Raw genomic sequence first — 18,920 nt, 5'->3', positions numbered from 1 at the left:
CAAGGCCTGCCCCATGACCTCTGCGTCCTCGGTTGATGAGCAACGATTTCGTAAACTCCTGAGCCGCAATATCAGCCTGCCGTTGGGGCTGGGCCTTATCAGCGCGGTGTTCTTCGTTTCGCTGATCACCTATCTGCTGTCGACGATCCAGTGGGTGGAACACACCGACCGGGTGATCAATAACGCCAATGAAGCGGTCAAGCTGACCGTGGACCTGGAGACCGGGATGCGCGGTTTCCTGCTCAGTGGCGACGAGCACTTCCTCGACCCTTACGAAACCGCCAAGCCGCGGATTGCCGTGGCCCTCAACACCTTGCTCGAGCTGACCGCCGACAACCCGGTGCAGACCGACCGCTTGCTGCGTTTGCAGGCGTTGCAACAGGAGTGGGCCAGCTATGCGCAATCGTTGATCGATTTGCAGCGCAGCAGCGGTGATTATCGCTCGGTGGTGAAGGCCGGGCGGGGCAAACGCCTGACCGATGAAATTCGCACGCAGTTCGAGGAGGTGATCGACTCCGAACAACAGTTGCGCACCACGCGCAATGAAGAGGTGCGGCGCACCACTGTCTGGAGTATCAGCCTCTATCTGTTGTTCATTGCCGGCGTCAGTGGTTTGCTGGCGTATGTCGGGCGTCGCGATTTGCTCAGCCTTTCACAAAGCTACAGCGTCAGTCTCGCAGCCCAGCAAGCCAGTGCCCAGCGCCTGGAGCAACAGGCCTGGTTGCGCAACGGCCAGACCGAGCTCGCTGAGCAGGTGCTGGGACAGTTGAGCCTGAACCTGCTGGGTCGCAACATCCTGCAGTTTTGCGCGCAGTACCTCGGTACCGCCGTGGCGGCGATCTATGTTCGGGAAGACCACGGCGGTCTCAGACGCATCGCCAGCTACGGTTTTTCCCGCGAACAGGAAGAGCGCGAGCAGCAGATTTACAGCGATGAAGGCATTGTCGGTCAGGTGGCGCAGCAGGCGCGGCTGATTCGCCTGGACGAGGTACCGGGGGATTATTTCAAGGTCAGCTCCGGCCTCGGTGACGGTTTGCCGCGCAGTGTGCTGGTGGTACCGACCAGCGACGACGACCGGGTCAATGGTGTGATCGAGTTGGGTTTCCTGCGTCCGCTGGATGACCGCGATGTCGCGTTGCTGGAATTGATTGCCGGCAACATCGGCACGTCCATCGAGGCCGCACGCTATCGCCAGCGCTTGCAGGAAGTGTTGGCCGAAACCCAACAGCTCAATGAAGAGTTGCAGGTGCAGCAGGAAGAGCTCAAGACCACCAACGAGGAGCTCGAAGAACAGTCGCGGGTGCTCAAGGAGTCCCAGGCGCACCTGGAAACCCAGCAGGTGGAGCTGGAGCAGACCAACGAACAACTCGCCGAGCAGGCACAAGTGCTGGCTGAGCAACGCGACGCCATGGACCTGAAGAACTCCGAACTCAATCAGGCGCAGATCCAGCTCGAAGAGCGCGCGTTGGAATTGCAGCGTTCGAGCAAGTACAAGTCCGAATTCCTCGCCAACATGTCCCACGAGCTGCGCACGCCGCTCAACAGTTCGTTGATCCTGGCCAAGCTGCTGGCGGAAAACCCGGAAGAAAACCTCACGGCCGAGCAAGTGAAGTTCGCCGAGTCGATCTACTCCGCCGGCAATGACTTGCTCAACCTGATCAACGACATTCTGGACATCTCCAAAGTCGAGGCCGGCAAGCTGGAAATCCGTCCGGAGAACACCAGTGTGGCACGCCTGGTCGATGGCCTGCGGGGCCTGTTCCAGCCGTTGGCCATGGACAAGCACCTGGATTTCCAGGTGGACTTGCTGGACGGCGCGCCGCTGATGCTGTTCACCGACCGCCAGCGCCTGGAGCAAGTGCTCAAGAACCTGTTGTCCAACGCCGTGAAGTTCACTGAAAGCGGCAGTGTCAGCCTGTCCGTCGCTGCGGCGCCGAATGACGGCATCGCGTTCAGCATCCGCGATTCGGGGATCGGCATCGAGGCGGATCAACACGACAGCATTTTCGAAGCCTTCCGTCAGGCCGATGGCACCACCAATCGGCGCTACGGCGGTACCGGGCTGGGCTTGTCGATCTCCCGCGATCTGGCCGCGCTGCTCGGCGGTACCATCAGCGTGACCAGCAAACCGGGGCAGGGCAGTGTGTTTACCCTGGTCATGCCGCAGCAGTACGTGGAACCGGGCGAGGTGCCTGTCGAACCGATGCGGGCCGTTGCGGTGGCGGCTGTACCGAATGCAGTGCCGCCCACGTTGTCGCCATTGGTGGCCGAAGTCGACATTGCGCGTTTCGACGACGATCGCCACAAGGGGCCGTTCACCAGCCGCTGCATTCTGGTGGTGGAGGACGAGTCGAACTTTGCGCACATCCTCTACGATCTTGCCCATGAGCTGGGTTATCAGTGCCTGGTGGCCCATGGCGCCGACGAAGGCTACGACCTGGCCAAGGCCTTCATCCCCGACGCGATCCTGCTGGACATGCGGCTTCCGGATCATTCCGGCCTGACCGTGCTGCAACGCCTGAAGGAGCACGCCGAAACCCGGCACATCCCGGTGCATGTGATTTCGGTCGAGGACCGGGTCGAAGCGGCGATGCACATGGGCGCCATTGGCTATGCGGTCAAACCCACCACCCGCGAGGAACTCAAGGACGTATTTGCGCGCCTGGAGGCCAAGCTGACCCAGAAGGTCAAACGTGTACTGCTGGTCGAGGACGACGACCTGCAGCGCGACAGCATTGCCCGCCTGATCGGCGACGATGACATAGAGATCACCGCCGTTGGCCTGGCGCAGGAGGCACTGGACCTGCTGCGCGCGTCGGTCTTCGATTGCATGATCATCGACCTCAAGCTGCCTGACATGCTCGGCAACGACCTGCTCAAGCGCATGTCCACCGAAGACATCTGCTCCTTTCCACCCGTCATCGTCTATACCGGGCGCAACCTGACCCGCGATGAAGAGGCTGAACTGCGCAAGTATTCGCGTTCGATCATCATCAAGGGCGCGCGTTCGCCAGAGCGGCTTTTGGACGAGGTGACACTTTTTCTGCACAAAGTCGAATCGCAGTTGTCCCATGACCGGCAGAAGATGCTCAAGGTCGCCCGCAGTCGCGACCGGGTCTTCGAAGGACGCAAGGTGCTGCTGGTGGATGACGATGTGCGCAACATTTTCGCCCTCACCAGCGCGCTGGAGCAAAAGGGCGCAGTCGTGGTCATTGGTCGTAATGGCCGGGAAGCGATTGAACGACTCAATGAAGTGGAGGACATCGATCTGGTGTTGATGGACGTGATGATGCCGCAGATGGATGGCTTTGAAGCCACCGTTGAAATCCGCAAGGTCCCGCGTTGGCGCAAATTGCCGATCATCGCGGTGACGGCCAAGGCCATGAAGGACGATCAGGAGCGCTGCCTGCAAGCCGGCGCCAACGATTACCTGGCCAAGCCCATCGACCTGGACCGCCTGTTTTCGCTGATTCGCGTGTGGTTGCCGAAGATGGAACGCATCTAGTGGAGCGCCATTCTTCAGGGGAGCGAAGTAGCGAAATCGAATTGCGCCTGTTGATCGAGGCGATTTACCTCAAGTACAGCTACGATTTTCGCGATTACTCCGGCGCGTCGATCAAGCGTCGGGTCAATCATGCGTTGAGTCAGTTCGAGTGCCAGACCATCTCGGCGCTGCAGGAAAAGGTCCTGCACGATCCGGCCGCTTTCATGCAACTGCTGCAGTTGCTGACCATTCCTGTCAGCGAGATGTTTCGTGACCCCTCGCACTTCCTGGCCATCCGCAAGGAAGTGGTGCCGCTGCTGCGAACCTACCCCTCGATCAAGATCTGGATCGCCGGATGCAGTACGGGGGAAGAGGTGTATTCGATGGCCATTCTGTTGCGCGAAGAGGGCTTGCTCGACCGTACCATCATCTACGCGACCGACATCAATCCGCGCTCTCTGGAAAAAGCCAAGCAGGGGATTTTCTCGATGGAGAACGTCCGTGCCTACACTGCTAATTACCAGCAGGCCGGTGGCCAGTGTTCATTTGCCGACTACTATACGGCGGCCTATGGGTACGCGATTTTCGACAAGACACTGCGCGAAAACGTGACCTTCGCCGATCACAGCCTGGCGACGGACAGTGTATTCTCCGAAACTCAATTAATTTCATGTCGTAACGTATTGATTTATTTTAATAAAAAGCTTCAGGATCGAGCGTTCGGACTGTTTCATGAGTCCCTCTGTCATCGCGGATTCCTGGTGTTGGGCAGCAAGGAAACCCCGGATTTCTCGTCTTTTGGCGATGAGTTCGAGCCGTTGGTCAAACAAGAACGGATCTATAGAAAAACATGAACAGTGCAACGAGCCTGCCAGCTATCGAAGCGATCGTGATCGGAGCCTCCGCCGGTGGCGTTGAGGCGCTGTTGAACATCCTCGGCCCGCTGCGCGAAGGTTTTTCGTTGCCGATCATTGTTGTGCTGCACCTGCCGGACGAACGCCGCAGCCAGCTGGCGGATGTGTTTGCCCGCCGGGTGGCCATCCCGGTGCTGGAGGCGTGCGACAAGACCTCGGTCGAGGCCGGCACGCTGTATTTCGCCGCGCCCGGTTATCACCTGTCGGTGGAGCGGGACCGCAGCTTTTCCCTGAGCCTGGAGCCTCGAGTGCATCATTCGCGTCCCGCCATCGATTACCTGTTCGAATCGGCTGCCGACGCCTACGGCGCCGGGCTCGTTGCAGTCTTGCTCACAGGCGCCAACCGCGATGGCGCGCACGGGCTGGCCCAGGTCAAACAGCGCGGTGGCATCACCGTCGTGCAAGACCCGCAAGAGGCTCAGGTCGCCACCATGCCCCAGGCTGCGCTGGATATGCACCGGCCAGACCACATACTTTCTGTACGCGGCATCGGCCGTCTGCTTGTCGAGATGGAACGAATCGCATGCTGAGTAATATCCAGGCCAAACTGCTGATCGTGGACGATCTGCCGGAGAATCTGCTGGCGCTTGAAGCGCTGATCAGGCGTGAAGACCGGATTGTGTACAAGGCGCTGTCCGCCGACGAAGCCTTGTCACTGCTGTTGCAGCACGAATTCGCCATGGCCATCCTCGATGTGCAGATGCCTGGCATGAATGGCTTCGAGCTGGCCGAGTTGATGCGCGGCACCGAAAAAACCAAGAACATCCCGATCGTTTTTGTCAGCGCCGCCGGGCGTGAAATGAACTACGCGTTCAAAGGCTATGAAAGCGGCGCCGTGGACTTCCTGCACAAACCACTGGACATCCACGCGGTCAAGAGCAAGGTCAATGTGTTCGTCGACCTGTATCGCCAGAGCAAGGCGATGAAGGAACAAGTGCTGGCCCTTGAGCAAAGTCGCCGCGAACAGGAAGCCCTGCTCGAGCAACTGCAGAACACCCAGCTGGAACTGGAGCAGGCGGTGCGCATGCGCGATGACTTCATGTCCATCGTCGCCCACGAAGTGCGCACGCCGCTCAACGGCCTGATCCTTGAAACCCAGCTGCGCAAGATGCACCTGGCCCGGGACAACGCCGCCGCCTTCACCCTGGACAAGATGCACGCCATGGTCGACCGCGACGAGCGGCAGATCAAAAGCCTCATTCGCCTGATCGAGGATATGCTCGATGTCTCGCGCATTCGCACCGGCAAGCTGTCGATCCGACCGACACGGTTCGATCTTTCGACGCTGGTTCGCGATTTGCTGCACAACTTTTCCCGGCAGATCGACGCCGCCGAGACGTCGGTCAGCCTCGATGCCGAGCAACCGGTGATCGGAAACTGGGATGAATTTCGTATTGAACAGGTCATATCCAACCTGTTGACCAATGCCTTGCGCTACGGGGCCAAGAGCCCGGTCTCGGTGAAGGTATACAGTGAAGGAGGCCTGGCGCTGGTAGACGTGCGCGACCAGGGGATCGGGATCAGCGAAGAAAACCAGACGCGCATATTCCAGCAGTTCGAGCGCGTATCGGCCAGGCAGGCCGTCGCCGGACTGGGCCTGGGATTGTTTATTTCAGAACAGATCGTGACCGCCCATGGCGGTACAATTACCGTCCAGAGCCGGATTGGCGAGGGCGCCTTGTTTCGCGTTTGTCTGCCGCTGTAGGAAAACAGCCAGATAAACGCAACCTCTGATCGACCCCACGGTCGTATCAGCAGCAATTGACCGAACAAAGGCTTCCCATGAGCGAAGATGCACAAGACGTAGTACTCGTTGTCGAGGACGATCCCTCGATTCTGATGGTGCTGTCCGCTTACCTGTCGGGCGAGGGTTATCGCGTATTGCAGGCCGAAAACGGCGAACAGGCTTTTGAAATCCTGGCGAGCAAACCCCACCTGGACATGATGATCACCGACTTCCGCCTGCCCGGTGGAATCTCCGGCGTGCAGATCGCCGAACCCGCCGTGAAGCTGCGACCGGAACTCAAGGTGATCTTCATCAGCGGCTATGCCCAGGAAATCCGCGAGACCGACAGCCCGATCACGCGCAAGGCGCCGATCCTGGACAAGCCATTCGATCTGGATAAGTTGCAGGAACTGATGCAGGACATGCTTTCGTAAGCATTCAGGCGCTGATCATCTCCCGCACCTTCGCCGTCAACAGGTCGAAGGTGAACGGCTTGGTGATCATCTGCATGCCCGGATCGAGGAACCCGCCGCGCACGGCGGCGTGCTCGGCGTAGCCGGTGATGAACAGCACCCTGAGATCGGGCCGCAGCTGCCGGCCGATTTCCGCCAGTTGCCGGCCGTTCATGCCGGGCAGGCCGACATCGCTGATCAGCAGGTCGATGCGCTGGGCCGAATCGAGTATCGGCACCGCGCTATCGCCATCACAGGCTTCGACGAAGTCATAACCCAGGTCGCTCAACACCGTGCTGACCAGCACTCGTACCGCCGGATCGTCCTCGACGATCAATACCGTCTCGCCATTGTTGGCGAAGGGCGAGTGTCCGACATTGACCGGATGCTCCTGAGGCAGATCACCCCCGAAGCGTGGCAGAAACAGACTCACCGTGGTGCCTTCGCCGACTACGCTGTGGATGACGACATGACCGCCTGACTGCTTGCTGAAGCCATAGATCATCGACAAACCCAGCCCGGTGCCCTGGCCGATGGGCTTGGTGGTGAAGAAGGGGTCAAAGGCGCGGTTGACGATGCTTTGCGCCATGCCGCAACCGGTGTCGGTGACGCTGAGCACGACGTAGTCACCGGCATCGAGATTGCTCTGGGACTGAGCAAAGTCCTCGTCAAGGTGCCGGTTCGAGGTAGAGACCACCAGCCTGCCGCCATTGGGCATGGCATCGCGGGCGTTGATCACCAGGTTGAGCAGGGCGCTTTCCAGTTGATTGGGGTCGGCTTCGGCCACCCACAGTTGTTCATCGAGTTGCATGTCCAGGCGAATGCTTTCGTTGATGCTGCGTTGCAGCAGTTCATCCATGGAGATCACCAGGGCGTTCATTTCCACGGGTTTGGAATCCAGCGACTGGCGGCGGGAAAACGCCAGCAGGCGGTGAGTCAGGGCGGCCGCGCGGTTGGCCGAGGTCACCCCCAGATCGATCAGGCTGTCCAGGTCTTCGGTACGCCCCCGGGCCAGGCGTCGACGCAACAATTCCAGGCTGCCGATGATGCCGGTCAGCATGTTGTTGAAGTCATGGGCGATGCCGCCGGTGAGCTGGCCGACGGCTTCCATTTTCTGCGACTGGCGCAGCGCCTCTTCGTTGTGACGCAGTTGCGCGGTACGCTCTTCCACCTGCTGCTCAAGGGTTTCGAGGGTGTTTTGCAGGCGCAATTCACTCTGGCTCAGGTCGATCAGCCGATCCCTGGCCTCGTACTGTCGTCGCCGTCCGCGCAAGGCGGTGGTAACCAGACTGATCAGTGTGATCGGGTGAAAGGGCCGTTCGAGGAAGGTGACATTGCCCAACTGCGGGCCGAAACGTGATGCCGGATTCTGTTGCGGGCCGCCATGGTGCGTCATCAACACGATCGGCAGGTCCGACCACGCGGGCTGTTGTTCAATCAGCCTGATCAGCGGTTCGAGATCACGACCCAGCAGCGCTTCGCTGGAAATCAGCAGCAGGCCGGCACCGAGCTCCAGCTCGGCGCACAGCCCGGGCAGGTCCTGGCTGATCACCCCATGAAACCCGGCTTCGTTGAGCATCATCAAGGCAATCTGGCTGTCACGCCCTCGCGGCGCAAGGATGAGGGTGCGCTCGGGTGTCGCCAGCACCGCAGTCACCGGATATCTTCCGCAAGCAAGGGGTTGCTCGCCCCGAGATAGGTGGGCACCCCGCGCAGTACGCCCTGGAAGGCTTCCAGCGGTTCACCGATGGTCATGCCCTGGGCGCTGATGCGGTATTCACGGATGGTCGATTCATGGCTGCCGGTGCGTTTCTTGATGATCGAAATGGCCCGGCGTACCTTGCCCAGGGCTTCGAAATAACGCAGCAGGATCACCGTATCGGCCAGGTAGGTGATGTCGACCGGGGCCTGCATGTCGCCGACCAGGCCATGCTGGGCCACCGTCATGAAGGTCGCGGCGCCTTTTCGATTGAGGTACAGCAACAACTCGTGCATGTGCAGCACCAGGGCGTTCTCTTCCGGCATTGCCGCCTGATAGCCATTGATGCTGTCGATCACCACGGTCTTGATATTGCCTTCGTCGACACAGCGCCGGACCCGGTGGGAGAACTCGCCGGGAGACAGCTCGGCGGCGTCCACCTGTTCGACCAGCAAATTGCCGCTGTCTTGCAGGGCCTGCAAATCGATGCCGATGTTCTTCATGCGCTCGTACAGCAACCCCAGCTCTTCATCGAAGATGAACAATGCGGCTTTTTCACCCCGGGCCACCGCCGCGGCGGCGAACACCATGGAGATCAGTGATTTGCCGGTCCCGGCCGGACCGAGAATCAAAGTGCTGGACCCGGTTTCGATGCCGCCGCCCAGCAGCGCATCCATTTCCCGGATGCCACTGGTCAATTGCTGGCGCAGGTACTGACCGCGATGTTCGGCGGCCACCAGACGCGGAAATACATGCACGCCGTCGCTGGCGATGGTGAAGTCATGAAAGCCGCCCCGGTATTTCTGGCCGCGGTACTTCACCACGCGCACGCGCCGTCGCTCGGCACCGTAATTGGGCGTCAACTCTTCCAGGCGAATCACGCCGTGGGCGACGCTGTGCACGGTCTTGTCCAATGACTCGGTGGTCAGATCGTCGAGCAACAAGACCGTGGCGTCATAACGCACGAAATAATGTTTGATGGCCAGAATCTGCCGGCGATAGCGCAGCGAGCTCTGTGCCAACAGGCGAATTTCGGAAAGGCTGTCCAGGACGACGCGGGTCGGTTTGACCCGTTCGACCACTTCGAAAATCTGCCGGGTGGCCTCGCCCAGCTCAAGGTCGGAGGAATAAAGCAGCGTCTGCTGCTGTTCGGCATTGAGCAGGTTTTCCGGAGGCGTCAGCTCGAAGATGTGGACGTTGTCGTCCATCTCCCAACCATGGGACAAGGCGCCCTGGCGCAGCTCGCGTTCGGTTTCGGACAGCGTGATGTACAACGAGCGCTCGCCGGCTTGCGCGCCGGCCAACAGGAAGTGCAGCGCCACCGTGGTCTTGCCGGTTCCCGGTTCGCCTTCCAGTAGAAACACATGACCGCGGGACAATCCTCCATCGAGGATATCGTCAAGGCCTTCGATACCGGTGGCCGCCTTGGTACGGTTCAATTCGTTGATTAGAGACAAATAAGAGTCCTCTTGTGGCCAGGAACAATGAGGCAGCCACTTGCAAGAGCCGCAACGGGCTGCCTTTTCACTTGACCCCTGGCCCGGACGAGCGTTCAACCTTTTTTGTATTCAGAGCCCCTGCTGCAACGACGGATCATCAGGGTTCATCTGTTCGAGCTGTGCGGTCAGGATCTGCACGTTTTGCAGCTGCCCGCTTTCCTTCCAGTAGTTGATCAGCAGCACCCGTGCCTTGCGATCGTTCGGATGGCGCTGAACGATTTCCTGCAACTGTATCTGCGCCGCTTCGAGTTCCTGCTCACCGCGCAACGTGGTCGCCAGGTCGTAGCGGTAATCCCGGTTATCCGGCTCAAGCTCAACGGCCTTGGACAGGCCGAGCAGGGCGAATTCGCTTTGGTCGTGATGCAGTAGCCAGAGCCCCAGGGCATGTTGCAGATACGCCGAGTTGGGCTGTGCCTGCAGTTGCCTGGCCAATAGTTGCCGGGCGGCGTCGTTCTGGCCCTGTTTGTCCAGCACTTCGATTTGCAGCACCAGCGCCGGCAGGTTGTCCGGCGCCAGGCGCAGGGTATTGTCCAGCGCCTGTTGCGCTTGCTTGAGTTCGGCGTTGTGCAGGTGCAGCCGGGCCAGCTGATATTGGTTTTCGGCGCTTTGCGGCTCGCTCTTGAGCACCAGCTCCCAGGCATCGATGGCTTGCTCCAGCGGCCCGAAATACAGGCCGAGTTCGTCCGGGGACAACCCCAGCAGCGCATTGATTGCCGCCAGCCGCACGCTCTGTTCGCTGTCGTCGAGCAATGGCCCCAGCAAAAGACTGCGCTGGCCGTTCGGTACCAGGGCGCTGACGCTCCTGATCGCGGCGATACGCACTTCGGGCGACTCGTTCTGCAAGTCGGCATCCGCCAGTTTCAGGGCCACCGAGCTTGGATAATTGGGCAGCTCGGCATGCAACCAGACACGGCGCTTGGGGGACAGGTCCGGACGCTTCAACTGCTGATAGAGCACCCGCGCAGCACCTGGTTGACCGCCCCGGGCCGCTGCCAGCGCTTCGCTGTAACCGTGCTTGATGGCTTCGGGAACCACCGGGGTGGTATCGCGCAGGGAAAACCATGCAAGGCCGATGACGAGCAGGGCGAAGAGGCTGATAAACAGATAGCGGCGGGACTGGGACATGCAAAAAATCCGGGAGATGAGGCATCAGCAAAAGAGTGCCAGCTTCGATCAGTCTGGGAAGGGAGTCAAACCTGTGTGGCTCTGAGATGCCGTCACCATGTTCCTGGTGGGCGGTTCAGTAGCGTTTTTTACAAGTCGTTTACCGTGACAGTGCGTAGCCTCGCGAGAACTGAGTCAACTGAAACGGAAAATCCCGAGTGCCTCTCCCTCCTAGCGTCACAAGCATCAGACATGCGCCATCCACAACCTCTTTATCCTGCGATCAAATGAATAGAACGTTGGTTTTCGACGAGGTCCGGCATACCGAGAACACGCCCCTGGTTCTGCACAAGTCCGGTCGTGCACCTGCAAGGTCCACGGGCACTAATGCCGATATTCCACCCCCAATGCTCGCACGCAACGCCTTCGAAGATCGCTTCACCAGTCAGGATGATCTCGAACAGCAGTGGTCAGAACTCAAGGCGCAATTGCAGACGGAGTCTCTTACCGAGCAAGAAATACTAGCTGTTCTGAGAAGCGGTATTTTGCAAACGAACACTGGCAAAGCCATTGCCGGGCTATTTGCAGCCGCAATGTTTCGGTCGATCCGACCATCGGGGTCGACGACCGACGATCGTTTGAAAACAATAGTTGATGTGGTTTGTCATTTGCCGCCCGGCCAATGGCAGGCGGCGCTGGGTGAAAACATCAGGTTTACGAGTGGACTAAACCCCGAGCGGGTGACGGGCTTTATCCAGTCACAGCTGGATCGTTCAACAGCGCTGCTGAATGAGCGAATGGCAAACAATGAGGTGCTTACAGACTCTCAGTGGGCAGCCCTCAAGCAGATTACACAGCAAGCCCGGACCTATATTCGTCATTCAAGTGAAAGCGTGCTCAATAGCGCCCTGATGATGCTTGAAGACGCGTGCGTTGTTCGACCTTCTCCCAAGGACGCGCATCAGCAGTTGGCCAAGTTCCTTGATGAACTGCGCAAGCCGCTACAAAGCGAGCGTGTGCGGTGGCCGGACCGCTTTCCGATAGAGGTCGAAGTGATCTGCAATCAGCTTGAACCCGCCGAAGAGGATAAACAGACTTGGCTGGAGTGGGTGATCGGCCCCAGCTGGCTGGAAAGCTTGCTCGGGCGACCGATTTCATTTTCAACGCCGATGAACTCATCGGAACCCGCGCAAGATGCAAAGCCAACCACCGAGAAGTCCACGCCTCTGCTATCGACCTTGCAGGCATTCGAGCGCAACGCCGACTTTTACTTGAACGTCAGCACAAAAGGTTCGAGCAGTACCGAGGGGGTTGCTGCCAGGTTTTTGTGGGTCTGCAATGTGCTGGATTCGTTCGGGGCGTTGAGATTGGACAGCAGGCATATTGCAATCGGTCGACCGGCTTCGACACAAGACGACCAGACGAGCAGGGGGGCAACCGAAGATCTGCCGGCATCCTCGGTTGATTTGTCGGGACATCAACCCGATGCCGCCTCCCATTCGTTCGAACAGTTTGCTGCGCAGTTGGACGGCGTTTTAACCCGGGCCATCAACAGCATTACGCCCTGGAACAGCGCTTATGCCGAAGAGCTGGATGAGGTTAAAGTTCTGCTGAATGAACAAGTCTACAGCCCTACAACCGAAGCTCTGCCCTCCGATTCATTCTGGTCCCGTATGCCCGACATGGACGCACTGGGAGAGCAACTGGGCAATTGGCTGAGTGCAATGAGTGGGCGTTTGCTCAGCACGGGCGTCGCGGTCCTGAGCCGAACGGGAGACTTGATAGAGCGCAATTCGCGTGGTGCCGTGGGAGTCTTTGCTGCCTACGTGGCGATCAGCAACCTTTACATCAGTTGGCATCTGCCTGCCAATGACGAAACTGCCGAAGCAAGACAATCGAACTCAAAACCGGACTTTGAACCTGATGAAGCATTCGTTGTTCATGAAAATACAATAGAGGGCATCACTGAGCTCCTTGATGAACAGCCAGACTTTGCAGCCAGGGTTCTACAGCGTATCAGCGAATCCGACTATCTTGATCCGGGCGACGATCCACAGCTGATAGAAGATATCGAGGCGCTTTTAAAACAGACCGTCCAGGGTAGTGCCGATGTAACTTACCAGGATTATCTCGAAGAAATTATCCAGTTGGCGGCTGCCGATGCTCACGAAGAATTCGAGGAGTTCGAGGAATATTCAGGAGGAGGTTCAACCACGGAGCATGCTTCAGCTCAGGTGGAAACTGATGACATCCATGGTGGCGTGCGCAGGAAACGAAGCCTGGGCGGTAACATGCAAACAAATGAAAAAGGCGTATCCGCACATGCTTCTGCTCGTTGGCTAATTGAGGCGGGACAACACTCATTAAACGCTCACGCAACAGGTCGCCCGGACGAGGAAATAGCTCCTGGTATGACGATTGGTCAGGCAGCTGACAGATTCATCAATACGCTTGAAGGCCTGCAAAAGGTTTCCGATCCTTCAGTTTTTATACGGACAGTCATCGAGGAAACCATTGCTGGTTCGAATCTGCCGAAGGACATAAAGTCAACGCTGAATTATAAAACCAAATTCACAGTTTGGTTTCGAGGGTTGCCAGAGAAGCACACGCCTGGAGAGCATATTAGGAAAAGATATAATCTGGCACAATTATTTACGGGGCAACATAAAAAAGAAGCGAACGGCAAATCAATTACCATATCGTGGCCTGATCGTTACACGTCGCAGTTTATTGCGCAAGTTGACGAGATGGATCTTCTGGAATTGTATAACGAGCACGCGCAGGGAATACTTTCACAGCCAGATGTTTTTGATTTTTGGAGGGTTGGCAAGCAAAAAGAACTGGAACGCGCCCTGAAAGTATTCCTGCAGGAAGGTAAGGGCACGGCGCAAAACAAGAATATTGCAAAGAAGTTTCTTGATGGCAAGATCAAGGCGCAAACGATCTCGATTCGTGATGGTGGTCTCAGTACTCCTCACAAAGTGAGTAACGCCGTTTATTTGCAAGACTGGAGTAATTCAGGGGGGTTGTTCGTTTTTTTGGGTGGGAACAGCACGGTGATCGAGCACCCTCCCGAATTGAGACAAAGAACGAAGTCAATCGAGCAGTTTCCAGAGCTGCGAGGTAATTTGTCCATGCGAATTGCTCTGAATGAACTTTTGGGGCGGGGCGAATATGACTTCAAGTACAGCCTGGGTTTTATCGATCCTGAAAAATTAGAACTGGAACCATTGGATTTTTTTAACATATTTAACCTTCCTTCATTTTTCGCAAAAAAGATAGATGGAAAGTTATCCTATGAACCTATTCTGTTTGGATGGCCAGACAGTGATGTCGAAGCGATTTATGAGGAGCTTTACAAAAGACAAGGTGATCAGGTCAAGGCTGCCATAGACACGTTGACCTCAACCTTCGCCGAGCGCATGACAGATGCCATTTTGGCATTGGTGTCCGATGCACTTGCCATGCTGTCGATGTGCACCGCATTTATTCCTGGCCCTGGTGCTCTAGCAGCGGGAATGTCGATGTTGTTAGGCTTTGGCTCGGTAGGGGCAACTTATGTACGAGGTGAACTGGAGGACGATCCGGGCCTGGCAGCGCAACACAAGGCCAATGCGTTACGTGGAGCCATTTTCGAACTTGTCGGGCCATTTATAGGGAAAGTGGCTGGTAAAGCTATTCCCAAGTCTTCATACAAAAAAATTGGCAATGAAGTAATCGAGCGGATGGCTTCGTCAGGGCGTGTGTCAGATGATGTAGCTAAATATTTATCGGAAAAAAAGCCAAAAAATCCCATTCTGGAAGCAGTAAAAAAAATACCTAGATGGGTCGCTCCTGTGGAGAAGGATATCTTGGAGATACTTTCAAAGGTTGACTGGAAGTTTATAAATCATCGAGCTGCAAACAAGTTTATGCGATTGAATCGTGGACCGAAGGTTGCGCAAAAATTAATGGATAGAACAGGGGTGACGTATTTTGGTGGGCCATCAAAGGGTTATGTGTATAGGGGGGTCGTCATGCGAGGGGATATGCGTCCGCCAAGCGAAATTTTTGAGGAGGGCTTCAAGTTGCGCAAGGAATATACGGATATAAAGCAGATTAATGGAATGCAGGGTGGTTTTGGCGGAGATGCAAACGCACTTGGTCTGGACGGGAAGGGAATATCAACCTCTGCTTATTACAGTGGTGGTAGACTGGGGGCGGCTTATTATGGGGGCAAAAGAGGAGGATATACGTATGTCGTTGATGGTCGAGATATAGAAGGTTTTCATATGTATTATAATAAAGAGCTGGCAACTAATCCTGGTTCAAAACTTAGGAAAAAGGCCTACGAAATCAACTACCCAAATGACATTCCGCCGGAAAAAATACTAGGCGCTTATGACGCTAACAAGATCTTCTACCCCAACCCAACAGCCATCGGCAGAAGTGTTGCACTAAGCACTCCTAAACATGGTTCAAATGTTAAACTTCCGATGCAGAAAGCAGCAACTAATAGTACAGGCATTACTTTCCCTCTGAGCGGCGAGCGAGCCAACCAATAAACCTGAATATCGCCTCGGCAGGGATTCCTGTCGAGGCGCCGCACAAATGACTACGCTTGCTGGAGACAGTCCGACAGGCTTTCCCATGCAAGCGCTGCTGCAATACTTCAAAGCGATGCTCAACCCCGGCCCCGGGGTGTTGCTGTTTGCCTTGCGAACCATCGCGGCCGGTTTGTTGACCCTGTACCTGGCGTTTTTGTTCGATCTGGACCAACCCAAGTGGTCGATCATGGCCGTGGTCATCATCAGCCAGCCACTGGGCGGCATGGTGCTGGCCCGCAGTTTTGGCCAGGTGATCGGCACCACGTTGGGGGCAGCCGTGGCGGTGTTGATCATGGCGATCTTTCCCCAGGCTCCGCTGCCGTTCATCACCACCCTGGCATTGTGGCTGGCGTTGTGCACCGCCGGTGGCACCTTGTTGCGCTATACCAGTTCCCAGGCATTTGTCCTCAGCGGCTACACCGCCGTGGTGGTGGCCTTGCTGGCGGTGCCGGATCAGGACGGCATGTTTCTGCTGGCGGTGACCCGCGTCACCGAGACCTTGCTGGCAGTGGCCTGCGTGTGTCTGGTCAGCCTGCTGACCGCCAGGCCTGAAACCGTCGCCCGTGACTACTTCGCCAGGATCGACCAGATCACCCGGTTGCTGGCCACCCATGCCAGTGCCGTCATCCGCACCGAAGAGAGCGAAGCCGATTTCCAGCAGCGACAAATGCAGCTGTTGGGCCAGATCAGCGGTCTGGAGGGCGTGCGCCGGCACATGTACTTCGATGCGCCGCGGTTGCGCAGTGCCAACGGCCTGGTGCAACTACTGGGCAACCAATTGGTGTTGTTGACCGCGCGGTTGACAGCCCTGCGCCACCAGCGGCTGCTGTTGACCGAGCGTTGGGAGGGCGAGTTGCCCGAGGAAATTCAACGTTTGCGGGCCGAAGAACTGGCGTTTCTCGATGAGCTGGCGCGGGAGGGGCGTTCGCTGTCCAGTGACAAGCGCCATCATTTCACGTCGTTGCAACAACGCTTTGATGAGCTGGCCTACAGAGCCGAACAATTGACCGAGCCGTTGCCGGCCACCTTGCGCTCGCTGGCCTGGTCACTGCGCTGGGAGCAGGCTCGCCTGCTGCAGCAGCTGGAGCAGATTCTGGAATTGAGTGACGCCATCCAGAGCGGGCGACCGGCCAGCAGCGTGTTTCGCGGGCGGGAAAATCCGCTGCATCTGGACTTCACCCTGGCGACCATGAATGCCATCCGGGCTTTTTCCGCGCTGTTGATTTGCGGCTTGATCTGGATCGAAACCGGCTGGGACGGTGCGCGGGGCGGGATGGTGCTGGTGGGCATCCTTTGCTCGCTGATGTCGACCTTTCCGAGGCCGCTGCTGGCCGTGCAAAGCTACGCGAGGGGATTTGGGCTGGCACTGCTGGCCTCGGCGCTCCTGCAGTTCATGTTCGTGCCGATGATCAGCAATTTCGAGATGCTTGCCTTGCTGTTGGCGCCCTTGCTCTATGCCGTTGCGGTGGGGCTGGCCAGTCCGGCCACGACAGGCACTGGCATTGGTCTGGGACTCACGACTTTTCTGCTGCTCGGTCCGTTGAACGTAGGGATCGGTCAAAACACCGCCATCCAGTGGTTCGAATTTGCCGGGGCCTATACCTGCGCGACCGTGCTGGCGTTGAGCGTCTATGCGCTGATCTTTCCGTTCAGGCCGGATTTGCGCATGGGGCGGCTCTATAAAGAGAACGGCGAGCAGGTGTACGCCTTGCTGAAAACCGCGCCGACCGATGAACAGCAGTTTGCTTTCGAGAGCCGCATGGTTGATCGCCTGACCATGATGCTGGGGCTGCTGCCGGCAACGCAGGAGCCACAATCCCATGAGCGCTTTCAAGTCAGCCTGGCCTGCATGGCACTGGGGATTGCGATGAATCAGCTCAGGCAGCAGGGGCAGAACAACGCACTGTTGAGTCCGGATCTGCAAAGTCGCCTGTTTTCCACCGTCCGGGAAACGGGCAGGCTGGTTGCCGGCCGGCCCGGGGTCGAAGTGGCACAGGTGCTCGATAGCCTGCACACCCTGGGTGACGAACTGGATGCTCTGCATACCGATGTCCATGAGCGCTTGTGGTCGGTGTTCCGTATGCGCGTGGCGCTGTTGATCGTGGTGTCGTTCGTCGAGCGTTATCGCGGCTACTTTCAACCCTCCGGCATTGAAGGAGACCCTGTCCTTGCCCATTGATCTGGAAGTGGGTGGCGCCTATCTGCCCCCGATTGCCCAGGCGTTGCTGCTGGGCTTGCCGATTTTCCTGTTGCTGGCCTGGGTGCTGCGCCGCCTCGGTGTGCTGCAGTTCGTCTGGCATGAGGCCTTGTTCGAAGGCGCGTTGTACGTCTGCGTCTGCGCCACCTTGATACTGGTGATGGGAGTCTGATGCCTTGAAGAACATCCTTCCCCGACTCACGACGCTGGCGGTGGTACTGCTGGCCTTGGTCCTGGGCTGGTTCGCCTGGGAGCATTACACCCGTGCCCCCTGGACCCGGGATGCCCGGGTGCGTGCCGATGTGGTGACTCTGTCCGCCGATGTGTCGGGGCGTATCGTCAGCCTGGCCGTGCAGGACAACCAACATGTGAACAAGGGTCAGGCGCTGCTGGAGATCGATCCGGCGCGTTACACGCTGGCGGTGGAGCATGCCAAGCGTGCCGTCGAGGTGTCGAAAGCCTCGCTCGGGCAGGCCCAGGCGTCCATTACCGCCAGCGAGGCCTTGCTCAAGCAACGTCAAAGCGAGGAGCAACGGCGGCGCACGCTCAAGGACCGTTCGGCGATTTCCGGCGAAGAGTGGGAAAAAGCCAACACCGATGTGTCGGTGGCCCAGGCGGATCTGCTGCGAAATCAGGCCAACCTGGTGTTGGCCCAGGCCAACGTACAACTGGCCATTGCGGCCTTGACCCAATCGGAGCTCGATCTGCAGCGTACCCATGTCGTCTCCCCGGTGACGGGCTATGTCACCAACCTGCTGACCCGGGAGGGCGACTACGCCTCGGCCGGGGGGCCACTGCTGGCGCTGGTGGACAGCGATTCGTTCTATGTCAGCGGTTACTTTGAAGAAACCAAGTTGCCGCGGATCGGCGAGGGCGACCGGGTCAGGATCGAGTTGATGAGTGGCGAAACCTTCGGCGGCAAAGTGCAGAGCATTGCCTTTGCCATTGCCGACCGGGAAAACCTGCCGGGCGGTCGCCTGTTGGCCAACATCAACCCCAGTTACACCTGGGTCAAACTGGCGCAGCGGGTGCCGGTGCGGATCGAGATCGATGCCGACTATGCCGGTAAAGACAAACTCAGGGCGGGGACCACGGCCACCGTGACCGTCCAGGAAAACCAAAAATCCAAAGACCAACAATAACCGCACTCTGTAGGAGCGAGCTTGCTCGCGATGGTCGTTAACGATACCGCGTGCTTACCGACTAAACGCCGCGCTCTTGAGTCCATCGCGAGCAAGCTCGCTCCTACAAGAAAATTC

At 58.0% G+C, this 18,920-nt stretch carries 12 protein-coding genes; 9 read left to right on the top strand and 3 right to left on the bottom strand.

Translation table 11 applies throughout. The annotated features are described in order from the left end of the window. The first annotated feature begins 13 nt into the window (after positions 1–13). The 5 genes from AC3WN7_RS11105 to AC3WN7_RS11085 all read left to right on the top strand — a co-directional run bounded on the left by AC3WN7_RS11105 (position 14) and on the right by AC3WN7_RS11085 (position 6,558). The gene (locus tag AC3WN7_RS11105) at positions 14–3,505 is read left to right on the top strand and encodes a response regulator (RefSeq protein ID WP_102673801.1); all 3,492 of its coding nucleotides are present in this window, start codon (positions 14–16) and stop codon (positions 3,503–3,505) included. Continuing rightward, positions 3,505–4,338: a CheR family methyltransferase gene (locus tag AC3WN7_RS11100; RefSeq protein ID WP_102673802.1), complete on the top strand. Its 834-nt coding sequence runs from the start codon at positions 3,505–3,507 to the stop codon at positions 4,336–4,338. The genes AC3WN7_RS11105 and AC3WN7_RS11100 overlap by 1 nt, the downstream gene beginning before the upstream one ends. Beyond that, a complete protein-coding gene (locus AC3WN7_RS11095) occupies positions 4,335–4,928 on the top strand; it encodes a chemotaxis protein CheB (protein WP_102673803.1) in 594 nt (197 codons plus the stop codon). Before AC3WN7_RS11100 ends, AC3WN7_RS11095 begins: the two co-directional genes overlap by 4 nt. Further along, positions 4,922–6,103: a hybrid sensor histidine kinase/response regulator gene (locus AC3WN7_RS11090; protein ID WP_095966722.1), complete on the top strand. Its 1,182-nt coding sequence runs from the start codon at positions 4,922–4,924 to the stop codon at positions 6,101–6,103. Before AC3WN7_RS11095 ends, AC3WN7_RS11090 begins: the two co-directional genes overlap by 7 nt. Positions 6,104–6,180: 77 nt before the next feature. Continuing rightward, entirely contained in the window at positions 6,181–6,558 is a 378-nt protein-coding gene (locus tag AC3WN7_RS11085) for a response regulator (RefSeq protein WP_007970583.1), read from the top strand. Between the two features lie 4 nt (positions 6,559–6,562). Here AC3WN7_RS11085 and AC3WN7_RS11080 read toward each other — a convergent pair whose 3' ends face one another. The 3 genes from AC3WN7_RS11080 to AC3WN7_RS11070 form a co-directional block, all read right to left on the bottom strand. Further along, positions 6,563–8,233, bottom strand: a complete 1,671-nt coding sequence (locus tag AC3WN7_RS11080) for a response regulator (RefSeq protein WP_102673804.1) — start codon at positions 8,231–8,233, stop codon at positions 6,563–6,565. Next, positions 8,230–9,732, bottom strand: coding sequence for an ATPase domain-containing protein (locus tag AC3WN7_RS11075; RefSeq protein WP_095966724.1), 1,503 nt, complete (start codon positions 9,730–9,732; stop codon positions 8,230–8,232). Before AC3WN7_RS11075 ends, AC3WN7_RS11080 begins: the two co-directional genes overlap by 4 nt. A gap of 111 nt (positions 9,733–9,843) precedes the next feature. Further along, the gene (locus AC3WN7_RS11070; RefSeq protein ID WP_095966725.1) at positions 9,844–10,899 is read right to left on the bottom strand and encodes a tetratricopeptide repeat protein; all 1,056 of its coding nucleotides are present in this window, start codon (positions 10,897–10,899) and stop codon (positions 9,844–9,846) included. Between the two features lie 386 nt (positions 10,900–11,285). On the opposite strand from AC3WN7_RS11070, the gene AC3WN7_RS11065 reads away from it, so the two are divergent. The 4 genes from AC3WN7_RS11065 to AC3WN7_RS11050 all read left to right on the top strand — a co-directional run bounded on the left by AC3WN7_RS11065 (position 11,286) and on the right by AC3WN7_RS11050 (position 18,803). Next, on the top strand, positions 11,286–15,422 hold the full coding sequence (locus tag AC3WN7_RS11065) for a hypothetical protein (protein ID WP_146022365.1): 4,137 nt from the start codon (positions 11,286–11,288) through the stop codon (positions 15,420–15,422). 85 nt (positions 15,423–15,507) lie between these two features. After that, entirely contained in the window at positions 15,508–17,643 is a 2,136-nt protein-coding gene (locus AC3WN7_RS11060; RefSeq protein ID WP_102673806.1) for an FUSC family protein, read from the top strand. After that, on the top strand, positions 17,633–17,833 hold the full coding sequence (locus AC3WN7_RS11055; protein WP_102673807.1) for a DUF1656 domain-containing protein: 201 nt from the start codon (positions 17,633–17,635) through the stop codon (positions 17,831–17,833). The genes AC3WN7_RS11060 and AC3WN7_RS11055 overlap by 11 nt, the downstream gene beginning before the upstream one ends. 4 nt (positions 17,834–17,837) lie before the next feature. Further along, positions 17,838–18,803, top strand: coding sequence for an HlyD family secretion protein (locus AC3WN7_RS11050; protein ID WP_102673808.1), 966 nt, complete (start codon positions 17,838–17,840; stop codon positions 18,801–18,803). The last annotated feature ends 117 nt before the right edge of the window (positions 18,804–18,920 follow it).

Source organism: Pseudomonas sp. FW305-70 (assembly GCF_058783925.1).
The sequence above is the reverse complement of the archived record's forward strand: the minus strand, read 5'-3'. Positions and strand labels throughout refer to the sequence as shown.